Genomic DNA, 18,850 nt, shown 5'->3' with positions numbered 1-18,850 from the left:
CCGGCTCAGGCCTGTCCGGTGCCTGAGGGCAACGCGTCCGCCCGGCTCGCCAGCAGCACCCGCTGCAATTCGCGCGCCGCGCGCGGCGGCGCCACGTCACTGCGGTGCGCCAGCGCGATCGTGCGGCGCAGCCCCGGCTTCGCCAGTGGGGTCGTCCGCAGGTCGTGGCCCGCCCGGGTCGCCACCATGCTCGGGACCACGGCGATGCCGAGACCGGCCCGTACGAAACCGAGCACCGCGTCCATCTCGCCGCCCTCCACGGTGAACGACGGCTCGAAGCCCTCGGCCCGGCAGGCGGCCACCGTCAGCTCCCGCAGGTCGTAGCCGTGCCGGAACATCACCAGCGGCTCGCCCTGCAGATCCGCGATCCGCACGCCGGCGCCCCGGCCGGGGCGCGGGCCGTCCGCCGAGGAGACCACCACCAGATCCTCCTGGAGCAGCTCGACCGTGGTCAGGGCCGGCGAGGCCGCGGGGAGCGGAAGCACCACCAGGGCCAGATCGAGGGCGCCGCGAGCCAGCTCCCGTACCAGGTCGTGCGAACCGCCCTCCTCCAGCAGCAGCTGGATGCCCGGGTGCAGATCGTGGAAGGCGCGCAGTACGTCGGGCAGCAGCCCCGTGCAGACGCTGGGCGTCGCCCCGAGCCGGACCCGGCCGCGGCGCAGCTGGGCCAGCTCCTGGACCTCGTGCCGGGCGGTGTCCGCGTCGGCCAGGATGCGCCGGGCCAGCGGCAGCAGTGCCTCGCCCGCGTCGGTCAGCGCGATGTTCCCGCGGGCGCGGCTGAACAGCTCGGCCCCGAGCTCGTTCTCCAGTGCCCTGATCTGCTGCGAGAGGGAGGGCTGGGACACATGTACCTCCTCCGCGGCGCGGGTGAAGTGCCGGGCCTCGGCGACGGCCACGAAGTACATGAGCTGCTGAAACTGCATACACTCAGCATAGCTCGGCCGATAGTCAGTGCCTATGGATATGAGCCGCCCCATGTCTTGGACTGATCGGGTCCTCCGGCCCTAGCGTCGTGTCCATGGCATTGGCAACACGGACGGACCGACGGCCGTCCATGACGCGTACGCTCTGGGACTCGTCCGTCGGCAAGAAGACGATCATGGCCGTGAGCGGTCTGATCATGCTCCTCTACTTGGTCGTCCACATGGTCGGCAACCTGAAGATCTTCTTCGGGGCGGACGAGTTCAACGGCTACGCGCACTGGCTGCGCGTGATGGGCGAGCCGTTCCTGCACCACGAGTGGGCGCTGTGGATCGTCCGGCTGGTGCTCGTCGCCGCCGTGGTGCTGCACGCCGTCTCCGCGTACCAGCTCAGCCGCCGTGACCTCCGGGCCCGGCCCAGCAAGTACGTGCACCGCAAGCCGCGCGCCAGTTATGCCACCAACACGATGCGCTACGGCGGCATCATCCTCGCGTTGTTCATCGTCTGGCACATCCTGGACCTGACCACCGGCACCGTGCACTCCGGCGGCTTCCAGTCCGGACACCCGTACCAGAACGTCGTCGACACCTTCTCCACCTGGTACGGCAACGTCATCTACATCGTCGCCATGCTCGCCATGGGGCTGCACGTGCAGCACGGGTTCTGGAGCGCGGCGCAGACCCTCGGCGCGGGCCGCGCGACCCGCGAGCGTGCCCTGAAGACCATCGCCAACGTGCTCGCACTGGTGCTGACGCTGGGCTTCGTCTCCGTACCCGTCGCCGTCATGACCGGAGTGGTGAGCTGACATGAACGACTACACGGACGCTGGCATGAACGACTACACGGACTACGCGACCGGCGAGCCCCTCGCCGACACCCGCGCTCCCGGCGGCCCCGTCGCCGAACGCTGGGACACCCGCCGCTTCGAGGCGAAACTGGTCAACCCGGCCAACCGCCGCAAGCACACCGTCATCGTCGTCGGCACCGGCCTGGCCGGCGGCTCGGCCGGTGCCACGCTGGCCGAACAGGGCTACCACGTCGTCCAGTTCTGCTTCCAGGACTCGCCCCGCCGGGCCCACTCGGTGGCCGCCCAGGGCGGCATCAACGCGGCGAAGAACTACCGCAACGACGGCGACTCGGTCCACCGGCTCTTCTACGACACCGTCAAGGGCGGCGACTTCCGCGCCCGTGAGTCCAACGTGCACCGGCTCGCCCAGATCTCCGTCGAGATCATCGACCAGTGCGTGGCACAGGGCGTTCCCTTCGCCCGTGAGTACGGCGGCCTCCTCGACAACCGCTCCTTCGGCGGCGTCCAGGTCTCCCGCACCTTCTACGCCCGCGGCCAGACGGGTCAGCAGCTGCTCCTCGGCGCCTACCAGGCCCTGTCCCGGCAGATCGCCGCGGGCAACGTCGAACTGCACCCCCGTACCGAGATGCTCGACCTGGTCGTCGTCGACGGCAAGGCCCGCGGCATCATCGCCCGCGACCTGGTCACCGGGAAGATCGACACGTACTTCGCCGACGCGGTCGTGCTGGCCAGCGGCGGCTACGGCAACGTCTTCTACCTGTCGACCAACGCCATGAACTCCAACGCCACCGCCATCTGGCGCGCCCACCGGCGCGGCGCGTACTTCGCCAACCCGTGCTTCACCCAGATCCACCCCACCTGCATCCCGCGCACCGGCGAGCACCAGTCCAAGCTGACGCTGATGAGCGAGTCGCTGCGCAACGACGGCCGCATCTGGGTCCCGAAGGCCAAGGGTGACACCCGCCCCGCGAACGAGATCCCCGAGGACGAGCGCGACTACTACCTGGAGCGCGTCTACCCCGCCTTCGGGAACCTCGTGCCCCGCGACATCGCCTCCCGCGCCGCGAAGAACGTCTGCGACGAGGGTCGCGGAGTCGGTCCCGGCGGGCAGGGTGTCTATCTGGACTTCGCCGAGGCCGTCCAGCGGATGGGCCGGGCGAAGGTCGAGGAGAAGTACGGCAACCTCTTCGACATGTACGCCCAGATCACCGCGGAGAACCCGTACGAGACACCGATGCGGATCTACCCCGCCGTGCACTACACGATGGGCGGACTCTGGGTCGACTACGACCTCCAGACCACGATCCCCGGCCTGTTCGCGATCGGCGAGGCCAACTTCTCCGACCACGGCGCCAACCGGCTCGGAGCCTCCGCGCTGATGCAGGGACTCGCCGACGGCTACTTCGTCCTGCCGTCGACCATCAACGACTACCTGGCCCGCAACCCGCACCACGAAGCGGTCGACGCCTCGCACCCCGAGGTGGAGGAGGCCGTCGCGGACACCGAGGACCGGCTCAGTCTGCTGCTGGCGGTCGACGGCGACCGGACCCCCGACTCCTTCCACCGGGAGATCGGTGAACTCATGTGGGAGTACTGCGGCATGGCCCGCACCGAGGAGGGGCTGCGCAAAGCCCTCGACCGGCTCCCGGAGATCCGCGAGGAGTTCTGGCGCCGCATCAGGGTCCCCGGCACCGGCGAGGAGTTCAACCAGTCACTGGAGAAGGCCAACCGCATCGTCGACTACCTGGAGCTCGCCGAGCTGATGTGCCTCGACGCCCTGCACCGGGCGGAGTCCTGCGGGGGCCACTTCCGATCGGAGTCGCAGACCCCGGACGGTGAGGCCGCCCGGCGCGACGAGGAGTTCTCCTACGCCGCGGCCTGGGAGTTCACCGCCACCGGGGACGCTCCCGTCCTGCACAAGGAAGACCTCGTCTTCGAGTACGTCCACCCCACTCAGCGGAGCTACGCATGAAGCTCACCCTGCGCGTCTGGCGGCAGAAGAACGCCGACGCCCCCGGCGCCATGTCCACCTACCGGGTGGAGGGCATCTCGCGGGACATGTCGTTCCTGGAGATGCTCGACACCCTCAACGAGGAACTCATCCTCGCCGGTGACGACCCCGTCGCCTTCGACCACGACTGCCGCGAGGGCATCTGCGGCGCGTGCAGCCTGGTCATCAACGGGGACGCCCACGGCCCGGAGCGCACCACCACGTGCCAGCTCCACATGCGGTCCTTCGAGGACGGCGACACCATCGACATCGAGCCCTGGCGGGCCTCGGCCTTCCCGGTCGTCAAGGACCTGGTGGTAGACCGCTCCGCCTTCGACCGGATCATCCAGGCCGGCGGCTACATCTCCGCCCCGACCGGTACGGCCCCGGACGCGCACGCAACCCCCGTGCCCAAGCCCGATGCCGACTTCGCCTTCGAGCACGCCGAGTGCATCGGCTGCGGTGCCTGCGTGGCGGCCTGCCCCAACGGCTCGGCGATGCTGTTCACCTCGGCGAAGGTCAACCACCTGAACGTCCTGCCGCAGGGCGCCCCCGAGCGCGAGACCAGGGTCCTGGACATGGTGGGGCAGATGGACAGCGAGGGCTTCGGCGGCTGCACCCTCACGGGGGAGTGCGCCACGGCCTGTCCGAAGGGCATCCCGCTGCCGTCGATCTCCGCGATGAACAAGGAGTGGCTGCGCGCGACCCGCAAGGTCCACCGCTGAGCCGGCCGGGGCCCCGGCTCCGGAGGCTGCCCGCCTCCGGAGCCGGGGCTCCGTCGTCCCGTGGGTCAGGAGGTCACGGAGAGGTCGTCACCGTAGACCGTGCCCTGCGCGTACCAGCCGTGCAGATAGACCGTCACCGTACCGTTCGACCCGGTGGTGAAGGGCACCGACTGCTTGGCGTAACCGCTCGACGAACCCCAGGTGTTCGCCGTGGCGCCGCCCTTCACACCGAGGTAGCCGTAGTTGCCCTGCACCCAGCCACTGAGCGTGTACTTGGTGTTGGGGGACAGGGTGAGCGTCTGCGTGCACTCGCCGGTCTGCGAAGCGGTGGCCGCCACTGCGAGCGCGTGCGTACCGCCGTGCACCGGAGTGGAGATGACCGAGCCGCCGGACTCACAGGTCCAGGGGCCGAGCGAACCCGTCTCGAAGTCGCCGTTGACCAGCGCTCCGGTGCCGCCTCCCGGTCCGGAGACCGTCAGCGTGAAGGTCGCCGCGTGGCTGAGCGTGCCCGCGGCACCGGTCACACTGACCTTGTACGTGCCGGGCGCCGCCGAGGCCGAGGCGGTGACGGTCAGCGTCGACGTCCCGCCCGCGGTGACCGACGTCGGGCTGAGCGCGGCCGTCACACCGGCCGGCGCCCCGCTCGTCGTCAGCGCGACGGTCTTGGCGCTGCCGGAGGTGACCGCGGTGCTCACGGTCGCCGTGGCCGACCCGCCGGGAGCGACCGTCGCCGAACCGGGTGCGACGGCCACGGAGTAGTCGTCCGTCACCGGGCCCGTGCCACCGGTGGTGAACGGTGCGAACGTGTGGCTGAAGTACCAGGTGTCCTGCGCGATCCCGGAGCAGGTGTCGCTGCCTCCGGTGCCGGGGCAGCCGCCGTTGTCGCGCTGGAGCGCCCAGAACGACAGGGTGCTGATGCCCTTGGAGACGGCCCAGTCGTAGACCGCGGTGGCGTCGGCCGTGGTGAACGTCTCGGCCGGGCCGTAGTCGTCGATGCCGGGCATCTCGATGATGCCGGTCATGCCCCACAGCTGCGCTTCGGTCTTCGACGGGTAGAGCTTGGCGAGCTGGCCCTTCAGTCCGGTGATGGATGTCTGGGTGTCCTGCGCCATGTTGTGCGAGGCGCCGTCGTAGTAGTCGAACGTCATGAGGTTCACGACATCGACCTGGGCGCCGTTGGTCACCGCGTTCTTGAGGACCGCGAGCCCGCTGGAGGCGAGACCGCTGGTCGTGGTCGGCAGGGTGTACGAGATCTGCACCGAGCGGCCGTTGGCGGCGGCCCAGTCCTGAACCTTCTTGATCGCCTTGTTGCGGCGGTCGACCCCGGCGCTGTTCTCCAGCGAGTTGTCCTCGATGTCCATGTCGAGGCGGGACACGTCGTAGGTCGTGATGACCTTCTCGTACGCCGCGGCGATGGAGTCGACGTTCGTGCAGCTGTCAGCGATCTCGGTGCCGCCGTTGTCGGCCGCGTACCCGCCGAACGACGGGATGACATCGCCGCCGCGCGACCGGATGGTCGTGAAGTCGGCGCCGTACTCGGACTGGGCGATCGGGGTGCTCGAATCGCCGTTCCAGTAAGGGGTGCAGGAACCGCGGGCCTCGGTCTGGACGAAGGCCATGGTCAGATACTTGGCACCGGACGCCTGTGCGAGCGCGGCCGGGCTGTCTCCGTTGTACGCCTCGAAGTACGGGGCGAAGACATGCGCGGGCAGGGGGGTGGCGGCGGTTGCGGCGGCCTGTGCGCCGGCGCCTGATCCGAGGACCAGACCTGCTGACGCGACGGCCGTGGCCAGCGCGCTCAGGACGGCGGCGACTGTTCTTGGACGTCTCATGGGTAGCTCCCAGCGGAGTGAGACAACGGGCGGATCGCACGGCTCTGCCGCGCCCGGTGAGGGGCGCGGCCCGTTCCTGTGAATCCCGGCCGGGAGATCACGTTCCGCACGGCAGGTGCGGCCGTGAGGCATGCCCATAATTGGTCTGGACCAGCTAACTGTCAACGTTCTTTACTGTTTCATTCCTCTTTGCTTGCCCGAACCGGCAACCGGTAGGGCAAATAGGGGAGTTGGGGAGAAAAGAGCGGTCAGGCGAGGTGGAGCGAGGTCCGGAGGTATGCCGCCGTCCGGCTGCCCTCCGCCCGAGCCACCTCCGCGGGCGTTCCCGTCGCCACGATCCGGCCGCCCCGGTCACCGCCGCCAGGACCGAGATCGATCACCCAGTCGGCGCCCGCGACCACGGCCATGTCGTGCTCGACGACCACCACGGTGCTGCCCGCGTCGACCAGCCCGTGCAACTGCCGCATCAACACCTCGACATCGGCCGGATGCAGCCCGGTCGTCGGCTCGTCGAGCAGATAGAGGGTGTGACCCCGGCGGGCTCGTTGCAGCTCCGCGGCCAGCTTGATCCGCTGCGCCTCGCCGCCGGACAGCTCCGTCGCCGGCTGCCCGAGCCGCAGATAGCCGAGCCCCACGTCGAGCAGGGTCCGCAGACTGCGCTCGGCGGCCGGTGTGCCGGCGAAGAAACCGGCCGCCGACTCCACCGTGAGATCCAGCACCTGGGCGATGTTCAGCCCGCGCAGGGTGACTTCGAGGGTCTGCGGGTTGTACCGCGCGCCGTGGCAGTCCGGGCAGGGCGTGTACGTACTGGGCAGGAAGAGCAGCTCCACGGAGACGAATCCCTCACCCTGGCAGGTCTCGCACCGCCCGCCCGCCACGTTGAAGGAGAACCGCCCGGCCCGGTAGCCGCGCTCGACCGCCGTACCCGTAGCGGCGAACAGCTTGCGCACCACGTCGAAGAGTCCGGTGTACGTGGCCATGTTGGAACGTGGAGTACGCCCGATGGGCTTCTGGTCGACCTGGACGAGGCGGTCCACCGCCTCCAGCCCCTCGGCCGAGGCGCACCCCGCCGCGGACCGCTCCTGGGCTTGTTCCAGGGACGGCTCCTGGGGTCGCTCCGCCTCGGCCGGGGCCCGCCGGTCGGCCAGGACGTCCGCCAGCACCTGCCCCACCAGAGTCGACTTGCCCGAGCCCGAGACCCCCGTGACGGCGGTGAACACCCCGAGCGGGAAGGCCGCGTCGACACCGCGCACATTGTGCCGCTCCACACCGCGCAGCCGCAGCCACCCGGAGGGCGCGCGCACCTCGCGCGCCGGAACGGGCGCGTCGTCGAAGAGGAAGCGCCGCGTCGCCGACTCCTCGACATCGGCGAGCCCGGCCGGCGGACCGCTGTGCAGCACCCGCCCGCCGTGCTCACCGGCCAGCGGCCCCACGTCGACCAGCCAGTCGGCCCGCCGCACCACATCCATCTGGTGCTCCACGACGAAGACCGTGTTCCCGGCCTCCTTCAGCCGGCCGAGCACCGCGAGCAGCGACTCGGTGTCCGCGGGGTGCAGACCTGCGGACGGCTCGTCCAGGACGTAGACGACGCCGAAGAGCCCCGATCGCAACTGCGTGGCCAGCCGCAGTCGTTGCAGCTCGCCGGAGGAGAGAGTCGGAGCCGTCCGGTCCAGGCTGAGGTAGCCGAGACCCAGTTCGGTGACCGGCTCGATCCTGGCCAGCAGATCGGCCGTCAGGACCCGGGCGGTGTCGCCGCCGTCGGCCGCCGACAGCACCTCCGCGAGCCCGGTCAGCGGGAGCCCCGCCAGCTCCGCGATCGTACGGCCGGCGAAGGTGACGGCCATGGCCTCCGGCCGCAGCCGGCCGCCGTCGCAGACCGGACACGGCTCACTGGTCAAAAAGCGCTCGGCCTTCGCCCGCAGGGCCCGGCTCCTGGAGTCGGCGAACGTATGCATCACATAGCGACGCGCGCTCATGTACGTACCCTGGTAAGGGCGTTGGATCCGGCCCGCGTCGCGCACGGGATGGACGGTCACCACCGGCTGCTCGTCGGTGAACAGGATCCACTCCCGGTCGGCCGGGTCCAGCTCACGCCACGGCCGGTCGATGTCGTGGCCCAGGGCGTCCAGCACATCCCGCAGGTTCTTGCCCTGCCACGCCCCGGGCCAGGCGGCGATCGCGCCGTCCCTGACCGACAGCGAGGGATCGGGTACCAGCAGCTCCTCGGTGGTGCGGTGGACCCGGCCCAGACCGTGGCACCGCGGACAGGCCCCCGCCGCGGTGTTCGGTGAGAACGCGTCGGAGTCCAGGCGCTCCGCGCCCACCGGATACGTCCCGGCCCGGGAGAACAGCATCCGCAGCGAGTTGGACAGCGTGGTCACCGTCCCCACGGACGACCGGGCGCCCGGCGCCGACCTGCGCTGCTCCAGCGAGACGGCCGGCGGCAGCCCGGTGATCTCGCCCACCGCGGGCGCGCCGACCTGATGGATCAGCCGCCGGGCGTACGGGGCGACGGACTCGAAGTAGCGGCGCTGGGCCTCCGCGTAGATCGTCCCGAAGGCCAGCGAGGACTTCCCGGAGCCGGAGACACCGGTGAAGACGGTGAGGGTGTCGCGCGGGATGTCGACCCGGACGTCCTGGAGATTGTGCTCGCGGGCGCCGCGGACCCTGACGTACGGGTCGTGGGGGGTGGGCATGGGGCGGGGACTCCGTACGGTTCGGGGCAGGCGGGGCAGGCGGGGCAGGCGGGGCAGGCGGGCCGGTCGGCGGACCGGCCGGGACAAACAGTCAGATTCTAGGCGTCGGTGCGTTGAGGGGCCGCCGCGAGGCCGGTCGGCTCAAAGGTCCGTACGGGTATGTGCCGGTCCGTGCCGGGCCGGGTCGCGGAAGGCCGCGCCGCCTTGGTCTGCTGGGCCCATGAGAGGCCATGCCCGGCCGCTGGCCGTATTCGACCTGGACGGCACACTCGCGGACACCGCCCACCGTCAGCACTTCCTGGAGGGCGCGCGGCGCGACCGGGCCGGCTTCTTCTCCGCCGCCGTGGATGACCGCCGGCCGGATTCACCGTGGTGCGCGCCCGCTGGACACAGGTGTCGCCCGCGCTGAGGGACGCGCAGCGGCGGGAAGGACGTACCTGACCCGGCCGGACCCCCGCGTCCTTGCCTCAGTCCTTGTCGTCGAGCCGGAAGCCGACTTTCAGACCGACCTGGTAGTGCTCGATCCGGCCATCCTTGATCTGGCCACGCACCTCGCTGATCTCGAACCAGTCGAGATTGTGCAACGTTTCCGAAGCCTTTGCGACCCCGTTGCGGATTGCCGCATCGATGCCCTCATGGGAGGTTCCTACTATCTCCGTGACGCGATACGTATGGTTTGACATGGTATGTCTCCTCTCGCCTCTACCAAGGTGCCCCACCTTGGCGGGGTTCGCGAGAGTTCGCGGGGCGGTCGTCCGTCCGGAACCGGCCTTGACCAAAGTATTGGTACATACCAAAATCCAGCCACGCCCGTGCGAGCGCAGCCCGCAGTCCCCCCACACCGGGTCCTGATTTTGTCGTGCCGTTTCGCAGAAGGTGACCCCGTGAAGAACCGCATGCTCGTAGGAGCTATTGCCCTGATATCCGTCGCCGCGCTGGGTGGGTGCGGTGTGATCCCGGGTTCGGGTGGCTCGGGCAGCAAGAAAGTCACGATCTGGCTGATGAAGGACAGCGTTACGCCCGACTTCCTGGACCGTTTCAAGAAGTCGTACGAAGAGGCGCACTCGTCGGTCGAACTGGAGTTCAAGATTCAGAGCTGGAGTGGCATCGGGCCGAAGGTCATCGACGCCCTCGGCGGCAAGGACACCCCGGATGTCATCGAGGTCGGGAACACCCAGGTCGCCCAGTACGCGGAGAGCGGCGGGCTGCGCGATCTCACCCTGGAGTCGATGCGTGACCTCGGCAGCGAGGACTGGCTGCCCGGTCTCGCCGAACCGGGCAGTATCGGCGGAGTCCAGTACGGAATCCCCTGGTACGCGGCCAACCGCGTGGTGATCTACAACAAGGACCTCTTCGAGCAGGCGGGCATCACCTCCCCGCCGAAGACGCGTGCGCAGTGGCTCGCGGACAGCGAGAAGCTGAACCACGACGGAAATCAGGGCATGTATCTGCCGGGCCAGAACTGGTACGTACTCGCCGGGTTCATCTGGGACGAGGGCGGTGAACTCGCGAGCGACAAGGGCGGCGACTGGCAGGGCGCCCTCAACACCCCGGCGGCCCTCAAGGGCATGGAGTTCTACCAGGAACTCCAGGCGCTCGGCGACGGGCCCAAGGGCGCGGACGAGGAAAAGCCCCCGCAGGGCAATGTGTTCGCCCAGGGAAATGTCGCACAGATCATTTCGACCCCCAGCACCGCGACGCTGATCGAGAAGGCGAATCCCGAACTCAAGGGAAAGCTCGGCTACTTCCCGATCCCGGGCAAGACCTCGAAGTCTTCCGGTTCCGTATTCACCGGCGGATCCGATCTGATCGTTCCGGAGAAGGCGCACCAGCGGACCGCCGGTATCGACGTGATCAAGGAACTGGCAGGCGCCAAATGGCAGGAGGTGCTGGCCAAGACCATGAGCTACGTGCCCAACAAAACCACCCTGGCCCATGTCATCGAGGGCGAGGAGAGCACCGCCGCGATGGCCGAGGGCGCCGCCCAGGGCCATGCCACCCCCAACTCGTCGCAGTGGGCGGCTGTGGAGGCCGACAACCCGATCAAGCTGTACATGACGGCCGTCCTGCGGGGCGGCGACCCGGCGAAGGAGGCGAAGACCGCTTCGGAGAAGATCACGGCAGCGCTCGCGGGCAGCTGACCGCGCGGCCGGCCCCCCCGGCCGTACGGAGTGCGGCCTGGGGGGCGGGCCGCCGGCCCGGCCACCGGGCACCGGCCCGGCCGGCTCAGTCCACCGTGGCGAGCGACAGCGCGAACCTGTCCGCCGAATCGGTCCACCACTGAGTCAGCCGCAGTCCGGCCCGGTCGAGTTCGTCCCGTACACCCTCCTTGCGGAACTTCGCGGACACCTCCGTCCGCAGTTCCTCTCCGGCCTCGAACGGCACCACCAGATCCAGTTCCGGAATCTTCACGGTGAGATCCCGGCGGGCCCGCAGCCGCATCTCGATCCACTCCTGAGCGGGATTCCACCGGGCCACGTGCTCGAAGTCGGCGGGCTCGAAGTCCGCACCCAGCTCACGGTCGACGACCGACAGCACGTTCCGGTTGAACGCCGCCGTCACCCCCGCGGCGTCGTCGTACGCCGCCACCAGCACCTCCTCGTCCTTCACCAGGTCCGTGCCGAGCAGCAGGCTGTCACCGGGGGAGAGCAGTGACCGTACGGACGCCAGGAACGCGGCCCGCTCCGGCGGCAGCAGATTGCCGATGGTGCCGCCCAGGAACGCGACCAGCCGCGGCCCCGGGGTCCCGGGCAGCGACAGCGCACCGGTGAAGTCGGCGATGAGCGCGTGCACGGACAGGCCGGGCCGCTCCTTCAGCAGCGCCTCGGCCGCCCCGCGCAGCGCGCTCTCGCTCACGTCGACCGGCACATAGGTGTGCAGCCGGGGCAGGGCGTCCAGCAGGTGCCGGGTCTTCTCCGAGGAGCCCGAGCCCAGCTCCACCAGGGTCCGGGCGCCGGACGCGGCGGCGATCTCGTCCGCCCGGTCGATCAGGATCTCCCGCTCGGCACGGGTGGGGTAGTACTCGGGGAGCCGGGTGATCTCCTCGAACAGCTCACTGCCGCGGGCGTCGTAGAACCACTTGGGCGGCAGTGTCTTCGGCTGCCGGGTCAGGCCGTGCAGCACATCGGCGCGCAGTGCCGCGTCCGTCGCGTCCACCGGCAGGGTGCGGGTCAGCAGAAAGGGACTCACTCGGTGGGCTCCTTGAGCGGGGTCAGCAGAACATCGGCGCGGGTCGCCGTCAGCACAGTGCGGTCGGGAACCTCGCGCCAGCGCGGATCGTCGTCGTAGGGCTCCGAGGCCACGACCACGTGCCGGCCGGGCTCGGACAGCTGCCACAGGCTGTCGCCCCAGGCCGTCGCCACGATGGTGGAGCCGTCCGTGAGCAGCAGGTTGAGCCGGGACCCGGGCGCCGCCTCGGCGACCTCCAGCACGGTGTCGGCCACGGCCTGCGGGAGCGCGTCGCCCGCCGCGAGCCGGTGCCGCACCAGGGCCCAGACCAGTGCCGAGTCGCAGCGGGCGGTGAGCCTCAGAAGTTCGGCCGCGGGCAGCGTCGCCGCGAGCGGCGCCATCGATCCGGGCCAGCCCTTCACCACCCCGTTGTGGCTGAACAGCACCCCGCCCCCGGCGAACGGCGCGGCCGCGGCCTCGCCGTCCGGATCGAACTCCGTGGCATCCCGGACCGCGGCGAGCACGGCACGGCTGCGCACCACTCTGGCCAGATCGGCGAAGGTCGCGTCGCCCCAGACGGGTCCCGGCCGGCGGTAGCGTCCGGGGACCGGGTCCCCGTCCGCGTACCAGCCGACGCCGAAGCCGTCGGCGTTGACCGTCCCGTACCGCTGCCGGCGCGGCTCCCAGGACTGGCGCACCAGCGAGTGAGCGGGTTGCGTCAGCACCTCGCCCAGGGGCACCGGCGGCCCCAGATAAGCGATATGACGGCACATCAGGCATCCCTCGCGGTACGGAAACCCGAGAAGATCTGCCGCCGGACCGGCAGGTCCCAGTTACGGAACGTACCCCGGCAGGCCACCGCGTCCACCGCGAACGACCCGCCGCGCAGCACCTTGTGAGCGGGGCCGAAGAACACCTCCGAGTACTCGCGGTACGGGAACGGTGCGAAGCCCGGATAGGGCAGGAAGTCGCTCGACGTCCACTCCCACACATCGCCGATCAACTGCCCCGCGCCGGACGGCGACCGGCCGGCGGCGTACGCCCCGGCGGGGGCGGGCCGCAGATGGCGCTGGCCCAGATTGGCGCGCTCCGGCGTCGGGTCCTCGTCGCCCCACGGATAGCGCCGGGAGCGCCCGGCGGCCGGGTCGTGGCGGGCCGCCTTCTCCCACTCGGCCTCGGTGGGAAGCCTGCGTCCGGCCCAGCGGGCGTACGCGTCCGCCTCGTACCAGCTGACGTGCAGCACCGGCTCGTCCGCCGGCACCGGCTCGGTCACGCCGAAGCGGCGGCGCAGCCACTGGCCGGCGTCCCGGTGCCAGAACAGGGGCGCCGTCAGCTCGTGCTCTTGGACCATCGCCCATCCCTCGGGCGCCCACCAGCGCTGCTCGGTGTAGCCGCCGTCCTCGATGAACGCCCGGTACGCGCCGCAGGTGACCGGGGCGGTGTCGATGAGGAATCCGGGCACCTCGCGGCGGTGCGCGGGGCGTTCGTTGTCGAGAGCCCATGGCTCGGTCGAGGTGCCCATGGTGAACGGGCCGCCAGGGACCGGCACTTCGGCCGGGAGAGTACCCGCGTCGGTGGCCCGGGGCGGCTCCGGGGCGCTGAGCGCCGCGGGCCCGGACCGCAGCTGATGGGTGATCAGCATGGTTTCGTCGTGTTGCTGTTCGTGCTGCGCGATCATCCCGAAGGCGAATCCGGACCGCAGCAGCGGGCGGCCGCCGAGCGGTGCGGAACCGAGCACGTCCAGGGCCCGGCCGCGCACCTCGGCGGCGTACGACCTGGCCTCGGCGGGGGCCAGCAGCGGCAGCGACGGACGGGTGGCGCGGGGGTGCTCGAAGGCGTCGTACAGTCCGTCGATCTCCGGGCGCATCGCCTCCCGCCCGCCGACGTCGCGCAGCAGCCACAGCTCTTCCTGATTGCCGATGTGCGCGAGGTCCCAGACCAGTGGCGACATCAACGGTGAATGCTGGGCGGTGAGTTCATGGTCGTCCACGCTGTCGGTGAGGAGCGTGGTGCGCTCACGTGCGGCCAGGAGCGCGGCGACAGCGCGCTCACGGAGCGCCTCGGCGTCCTGGGCGTCCGGGCTCCGCGGCCCGTTTGGCGAAGGTGCGGGGGAGTCGGTCATGAGAGGGTCCCCTTCGGGTGGTACCGGCCGTCCGCCCCGTCCGGTGCGAGCAGCGCCAGGAGATCGTCGGCGGGACACCGGCCCCGTGTGACGTACCGGTCGTGGAAATCCGCCACCGCGTCCTGCACCGCCCGCGTCGCGCCCATCCGGGGCAGTGCCTCCAGGGCCAGCTCGAAGCACATGGCGGCCGCCACCCGCAGTTCGGGATCGGTCAGTCCGTCACGGGCGGCGGCGAGCCAGAGCGGATTGCGCGGAGCGGCCAGCGGCCCCGCGGTCTCGGCCAGCGGTTTGACGGTGCGGTACACGGTCTCGGCGGCCTCCGGGTCGTCGAACAGGGCAGTGGTGACCGCGAGCGGCACGAGCCACCCGTCGTCACCGGACTGCGCGTCGATCATGCGCAGCTCCAGGTGTCCGCGCGGACGGGCCGGCGGGAACAGGGTGGTGACGTGGTAGTCGAGATCGGCCAGGACGGGGCGCCGCGGCGCCCCGGACCGGATCCAGTCGCGGAGGCTGAGCCCCTCGGGCACGGGCCACGGCCCCGCCTCGCCGCGGATGCACATGACCGGCGTGTCGAGGACGTGCGAGGCCCAGGCGTCACGGGGCGGCAGCTGACCGGCGGGGGCGAGCGTGCGCAGCGGGTCGAGGTCGGCCCACAGGGACTGACGCGTCGACCGCCACGGCGTCGGCCTGCCCTGCTGGAACGGCGAGTTGGCGAACGCGGCCACCAGCACCGCACCCAGCAGATGGGCCAGCTGCCAGCGCCGCCCGTAACCGAGCGGACCGGGCTCCTCCTCACCGGCGTCCAGGCAGACCTGGACGGACGCGGTCGTGCACATCATGGCGCGGCCGGCCGGTCCCCACCGGTCCAGAGAGGTCTCCATGGCGTCGTAGCGGGGTTCGCGCAGCAGTCTGCGCGGCGACTGCCAGGGATCGACACCGAGTCCGACGGGGGCGAGATCCAGCCGGCCGAGCGCGGCACGTACGGCCACGAGGTCGTCGGCGGTGTCATTGATGCACGCCATGAGGGAATCGGCGGGGCGCGAGCTGAGCTCCAGCTGGCCGCCGGGTTCGAAGGTGACCGCGGCGTTCAGGGACAGCGCCCGGACGGCCGCCGCGGCCGCTTCGAGACGGTGGTGCGGGACGGGAGTGCGTGGGTGGTCGCGATCGTGCAGGAGCCATTCGAGCTCCACTCCCACGATGCGCGGCGGTCCCGTCTTGAAGCAGATGCCGCGCAGTAAATCCTCCGCCTCGCCCTCGCCGAGGGGCGGGGCGTGACCGGGCGGACCGTGGCCGCCGGGTGCGTCGGGTGACATGCCGGGCCTCCTTTTCCGGTGCGTCCGTCCTACCCAAACCCCTGCCGGGAGTTCACACAAGAGTGCCCCTGTGTGTCGGAAATCGGGTTGCGGCCAAGCCGCGGGGGCGTCGATCATGCCCCGTATGCACCATAAGGGGGAGGGCTGGTGAGCGCCCGGCTGCGCGGCATCGCGCGAGAGACCGAGTCCATCGTCGAGGCGGGCTTCTACCGCACGCCGCAGGGGCGGGAGGTGAGCATCGAACGGGCGCTGACAGCCGCCCTCTCGGGTACCAGGCTGTACGGCCCCGAGCCGGTGCCGTTGGCGTCGCTGGACCGCGACCGCACCCCGGTCATCGAGGTGACCGGCGAGAGCAGCCTGCGGGCGGCCGCCCGGATGACGGGCGAACGGCCGGGCAAGGTCGCCGTCCTGAACTACGCCTCCGCCCGCAACCCGGGTGGCGGATACCTCAACGGGGCCCAGGCGCAGGAGGAGGCCCTGTGCCGCGGCTCCGCGCTCTACGCCACGCTGCGGCGGGCCCCGGAGTACTACGCCCACCACCGCGCCGAACGCAGCGCCTTCTACACCGACCGGGTCATTCACTCACCGGGCGTGCCGGTCTTCCGCGACGACCGCGGCCGGCTGCTCGACACCCCGTACACGGCCGGATTCCTCACCTCGCCCGCCCCCAACGCCGGGGTGATCCGCCGCACCGCCCCCGGCTCGGCGCACCTCATCGCCGCCGCGCTCGCCTCTCGGGCCGAACGGGTGCTGGAGGTCGCGGCGGTGCGCGGATACCGCAGGCTGGTGCTGGGTGCCTGGGGCTGCGGTGTGTTCCAGAACGATCCGGTGGAGGTGGCGGGCGTGTTCCGCACGCTGCTCACCGACGGCGGCCGGTTCGCGGGCCACTTCGAGCAGCTCGCCTTCGGCATTCTCGACCGCGACGGCAATTCGCCCACCAGGGCCGCCTTCGATCACGTGTTCGGAATAACGCCTCAACCCTCACGCTGACGTTGAGCCATAGGCTTCGACGTCATCCGGCCCGGCCGGCCTGGGCCGTTCGGGGCGGTGGCCAGGCGGCCCGGCACGGTCGCACGGGGGGCGCCCATGGAAGTGACGGGCCGCACAAGACCGTCACTTCCAGCCGTAGAGTTCCCGCAGCCGACCCGCGACCAGGTCGAACCTGTCCCGGTCCAGGGCACACGCCTCACGCCGCATCCCGTCCTCGTGGACCCGCAGCACCCGGTCCAGATCGACCCAGGACGGGCGCCCCGAGCTGTCCCAGGGTCCGGCGCCCAGCGCCACCCACTCGCGGTCCTGGTCGTGCTGCTTGCTGGAGAGCTGTACGGCGAGCACCGTGCCCGCCCCCTCACGTGCCACGACAAGGACGGGGCGGTCCTTGCCCCGCCCGTCGTTCTCCTCGAACGGCACAAAGGTCCAGACGATTTCACCGGGGTCGGGATCGCCGTCCCGGTTGGGGGCGTACGTGGCGCGGACCGGGCCCACGTCGTGCGGGTCGGCCTCGGAAGTGGCGCCGGGGCCGGTACGGCCGGGGGAGTCGGCCGAGCCGTCGTTGATGTCGCTGCGGTGCTGGATGGTCATCGCAACACCGTAGAACCTGTACGGCCCCTCGCGTGGAGCGGGTCCGCGAAACGGGCCGCCGGACGGCATCCGGCCCGACCGGCACCCGTGCGGACCACGCCGGGCCGTCCGGCCCGGTGCGAACCTCTGCCTGAGGTTCGCACCGGGCCGCACGGGGGCCGGAGCACACCCGTACCGAACGGGTCTGCAAGACTGCCCGACGCGATGAGTCAGTTACCCGAACAGCCCGCCGAAGGCCCCGTCCCGACCAGCGCCGACGTGGCGCGGCTCGCCGGGGTCTCCCGGGCCACCGTGTCGTACGTACTGAACAACAACGCGGCCGTACGGATCAGTGATCCCACCCGCCGCCGGGTGCGGGAGGCGGCCGCCGAACTCGGCTACGTACCGCACGCGGCCGCCCGGAGCCTGCGCGCCGGACACTCCCGCATGGTGCTGCTGCCCACCGGGAACTTCCCCTCCGGGCCACCGCACCAACGCTTCCTGCACGAGCTGGAATCCGGACTGCGCCGCCTCGACTACACCGTCGTCCAGTACGGCTCCCTCGGACTCGACGCCGACGACGCGGCCCGCGCCTGGGCCGAGCTCCGGCCCGTCGCCGTCATCGTGCCCGGCTCCGTCCCCCTCGCCCCGCAGGGCACAGCCGTGCTCCGACGCTCCGGTGCCAAGGCGGTCATCACGCTCGGGCCGCAGCCGGTGGCGGGCACCCACGCCCTGATCATGGATCAGCGCAGGGTCGGCGGCTGCGCGGTCCGCCACCTGCTGGAGCGCGGCCGGCGCCGGATCGGCGTGGTGATGCCCGAGGAACCCGGCCTGGCGCTGTTCGCCGAACCCAGACTCGCCGGCGCCCGGCAGGCCGCCGACGGCGCGGCCCGGATCGAGCCGCTGCCGCTGCGCCACGACGAGGAATCGGCCGCCGCGCTCGCCGCCCGCTGGCGCGGACTCGGCCTGGACGCCGTCTTCGCCTACGACGACACCTACGCGATGCTCCTGATGCGGGCGCTCCAGGACACGGGCATCGAGGTCCCCGCCGAAACCGCCGTGGTGGGCGCGGAGGATCTGATGCTGGGGAGGCTGCTGAGGCCCAGGCTCAGCAGCGTACGCATGGAACTGGACACGGTGCAGCCGCTCGCCGATCTGGTCGACCGCCTGGTGCGGCACCCCGGGAAGGAACCCGAGCGGCACGACCTGCTGCGCGCGCGGGCCGTCCACCGGGAATCGAGCTGACCCGGCCCGCCAGCGCGGCAACGTGCGCGGCGCACCTCCCTTGCCTAGCGTCATGACCATGAGCCATCCGCAGAGTTACGAGATCCTGCTGGTCCCCGAGTTCACCGACAGCAAGGGGGCCGGCGCCGACGACTCCCGCCTCGGGACGGCCATCCGGTCCGCGGTCGTGGACGCGACCGGTGCGACGGGCGAGTCCGGCTACCCCCGCTACGCCGGTGAGGGCATGGTGGCGGACATCGACCCGGCGACGCACACCGTCGAGGCACTCCTGGTCGACGGCTCGGAACTCGACTACGGACTCTCGGTCCGGATCTCGGAGAAGCACACGGACGGCTGAGGCCGCCCCGCGCCAGCGCGTCGGGGGGGGGGGGGGGGGGGGCCCGCGGCCCCCGCCCGGCCGGGGGGGGGGGGGGGGGGGGCCCGGCGAATGGACGGGCTTGGGGGGGGCGGGGGGGTTGGGGGGCGCGCGC

At 71.1% G+C, this 18,850-nt stretch carries 17 protein-coding genes; 8 read left to right on the top strand and 9 right to left on the bottom strand.

Going from position 1 to position 18,850, the window contains the following annotated elements; genetic code table 11:
* Window positions 1-5: 5 nt before the first annotated feature.
* On the bottom strand, window positions 6-923 hold the full coding sequence (locus ACZ6S6_RS04490; RefSeq protein ID WP_469703916.1) for a LysR family transcriptional regulator: 918 nt from the start codon (window positions 921-923) through the stop codon (window positions 6-8).
* A gap of 95 nt (window positions 924-1,018) precedes the next feature.
* On the opposite strand from ACZ6S6_RS04490, the gene ACZ6S6_RS04485 reads away from it, so the two are divergent.
* From ACZ6S6_RS04485 to ACZ6S6_RS04475, 3 genes are read left to right on the top strand one after another with little or no spacing between them, the layout of a single operon-like run.
* A complete protein-coding gene (locus ACZ6S6_RS04485) occupies window positions 1,019-1,726 on the top strand; it encodes a succinate dehydrogenase (protein WP_362953095.1) in 708 nt (235 codons plus the stop codon).
* A gap of 25 nt (window positions 1,727-1,751) precedes the next feature.
* Window positions 1,752-3,701 (top strand): fumarate reductase/succinate dehydrogenase flavoprotein subunit, encoded by a 1,950-nt coding sequence (locus tag ACZ6S6_RS04480; protein WP_469704240.1) that lies wholly within the window; start codon window positions 1,752-1,754, stop codon window positions 3,699-3,701.
* A complete protein-coding gene (locus tag ACZ6S6_RS04475) occupies window positions 3,698-4,444 on the top strand; it encodes a succinate dehydrogenase/fumarate reductase iron-sulfur subunit (protein WP_362953097.1) in 747 nt (248 codons plus the stop codon). The genes ACZ6S6_RS04480 and ACZ6S6_RS04475 overlap by 4 nt, the downstream gene beginning before the upstream one ends.
* A gap of 65 nt (window positions 4,445-4,509) precedes the next feature.
* On the opposite strand, the gene ACZ6S6_RS04470 is transcribed toward ACZ6S6_RS04475, so the two are convergent.
* Both ACZ6S6_RS04470 and ACZ6S6_RS04465 read right to left on the bottom strand, forming a co-directional pair.
* Window positions 4,510-6,276 carry a glycosyl hydrolase family 18 protein gene (locus tag ACZ6S6_RS04470; RefSeq protein ID WP_469703913.1) on the bottom strand — a complete coding sequence of 589 codons (1,767 nt, stop codon included), beginning with the start codon at window positions 6,274-6,276 and terminating at the stop codon, window positions 4,510-4,512.
* A 248-nt stretch (window positions 6,277-6,524) separates the two neighbouring features.
* Window positions 6,525-8,972: an excinuclease ABC subunit UvrA gene (locus ACZ6S6_RS04465; protein WP_469703911.1), complete on the bottom strand. Its 2,448-nt coding sequence runs from the start codon at window positions 8,970-8,972 to the stop codon at window positions 6,525-6,527.
* A 220-nt stretch (window positions 8,973-9,192) separates the two neighbouring features.
* On the opposite strand from ACZ6S6_RS04465, the gene ACZ6S6_RS04460 reads away from it, so the two are divergent.
* Window positions 9,193-9,381, top strand: coding sequence for a hypothetical protein (locus ACZ6S6_RS04460; protein WP_469704254.1), 189 nt, complete (start codon window positions 9,193-9,195; stop codon window positions 9,379-9,381).
* Window positions 9,382-9,439: 58 nt separating this feature from the next.
* Here the strand turns inward: ACZ6S6_RS04460 and ACZ6S6_RS04455 are convergent, their stop codons facing one another.
* Window positions 9,440-9,655, bottom strand: coding sequence for a dodecin (locus ACZ6S6_RS04455; RefSeq protein ID WP_362953103.1), 216 nt, complete (start codon window positions 9,653-9,655; stop codon window positions 9,440-9,442).
* 201 nt (window positions 9,656-9,856) lie between these two features.
* On the opposite strand from ACZ6S6_RS04455, the gene ACZ6S6_RS04450 reads away from it, so the two are divergent.
* Entirely contained in the window at window positions 9,857-11,113 is a 1,257-nt protein-coding gene (locus tag ACZ6S6_RS04450; protein ID WP_362953105.1) for an extracellular solute-binding protein, read from the top strand.
* Window positions 11,114-11,198: 85 nt separating this feature from the next.
* On the opposite strand, the gene egtD is transcribed toward ACZ6S6_RS04450, so the two are convergent.
* Genes egtD through egtA form a run of 4 tightly spaced genes read right to left on the bottom strand, consistent with a single transcriptional unit; the run spans window position 11,199 to window position 15,575 of the window.
* Window positions 11,199-12,161, bottom strand: a complete 963-nt coding sequence (gene egtD, locus ACZ6S6_RS04445) for an L-histidine N(alpha)-methyltransferase (protein ID WP_362953107.1) — start codon at window positions 12,159-12,161, stop codon at window positions 11,199-11,201.
* On the bottom strand, window positions 12,158-12,913 hold the full coding sequence (gene egtC / locus ACZ6S6_RS04440; RefSeq protein WP_469703905.1) for an ergothioneine biosynthesis protein EgtC: 756 nt from the start codon (window positions 12,911-12,913) through the stop codon (window positions 12,158-12,160). The genes egtD and egtC overlap by 4 nt, the downstream gene beginning before the upstream one ends.
* On the bottom strand, window positions 12,913-14,262 hold the full coding sequence (gene egtB, locus ACZ6S6_RS04435; RefSeq protein WP_469703903.1) for an ergothioneine biosynthesis protein EgtB: 1,350 nt from the start codon (window positions 14,260-14,262) through the stop codon (window positions 12,913-12,915). The genes egtC and egtB overlap by 1 nt, the downstream gene beginning before the upstream one ends.
* The gene (egtA, locus tag ACZ6S6_RS04430; RefSeq protein ID WP_469703901.1) at window positions 14,259-15,575 is read right to left on the bottom strand and encodes an ergothioneine biosynthesis glutamate--cysteine ligase EgtA; all 1,317 of its coding nucleotides are present in this window, start codon (window positions 15,573-15,575) and stop codon (window positions 14,259-14,261) included. The genes egtB and egtA overlap by 4 nt, the downstream gene beginning before the upstream one ends.
* A gap of 147 nt (window positions 15,576-15,722) precedes the next feature.
* Here egtA and ACZ6S6_RS04425 point away from each other — a divergent pair, with 147 nt between their 5' ends.
* Window positions 15,723-16,565 carry a TIGR02452 family protein gene (locus ACZ6S6_RS04425; RefSeq protein WP_362953115.1) on the top strand — a complete coding sequence of 281 codons (843 nt, stop codon included), beginning with the start codon at window positions 15,723-15,725 and terminating at the stop codon, window positions 16,563-16,565.
* Window positions 16,566-16,688: 123 nt separating this feature from the next.
* Here the strand turns inward: ACZ6S6_RS04425 and ACZ6S6_RS04420 are convergent, their stop codons facing one another.
* On the bottom strand, window positions 16,689-17,156 hold the full coding sequence (locus ACZ6S6_RS04420) for a type II toxin-antitoxin system PemK/MazF family toxin (protein ID WP_362953117.1): 468 nt from the start codon (window positions 17,154-17,156) through the stop codon (window positions 16,689-16,691).
* 204 nt (window positions 17,157-17,360) lie between these two features.
* On the opposite strand from ACZ6S6_RS04420, the gene ACZ6S6_RS04415 reads away from it, so the two are divergent.
* Together ACZ6S6_RS04415 and ACZ6S6_RS04410 are read left to right on the top strand one after the other, a co-directional pair.
* Window positions 17,361-18,380, top strand: coding sequence for a LacI family DNA-binding transcriptional regulator (locus ACZ6S6_RS04415; RefSeq protein ID WP_362953119.1), 1,020 nt, complete (start codon window positions 17,361-17,363; stop codon window positions 18,378-18,380).
* Between the two features lie 58 nt (window positions 18,381-18,438).
* Window positions 18,439-18,717: a hypothetical protein gene (locus tag ACZ6S6_RS04410; protein WP_469703898.1), complete on the top strand. Its 279-nt coding sequence runs from the start codon at window positions 18,439-18,441 to the stop codon at window positions 18,715-18,717.
* The last annotated feature ends 133 nt before the right edge of the window (window positions 18,718-18,850 follow it).

The organism is Streptomyces sp. NPDC048671 (assembly GCF_055587045.1).
This window is presented reverse-complemented; position numbering and strand designations above follow the sequence as displayed.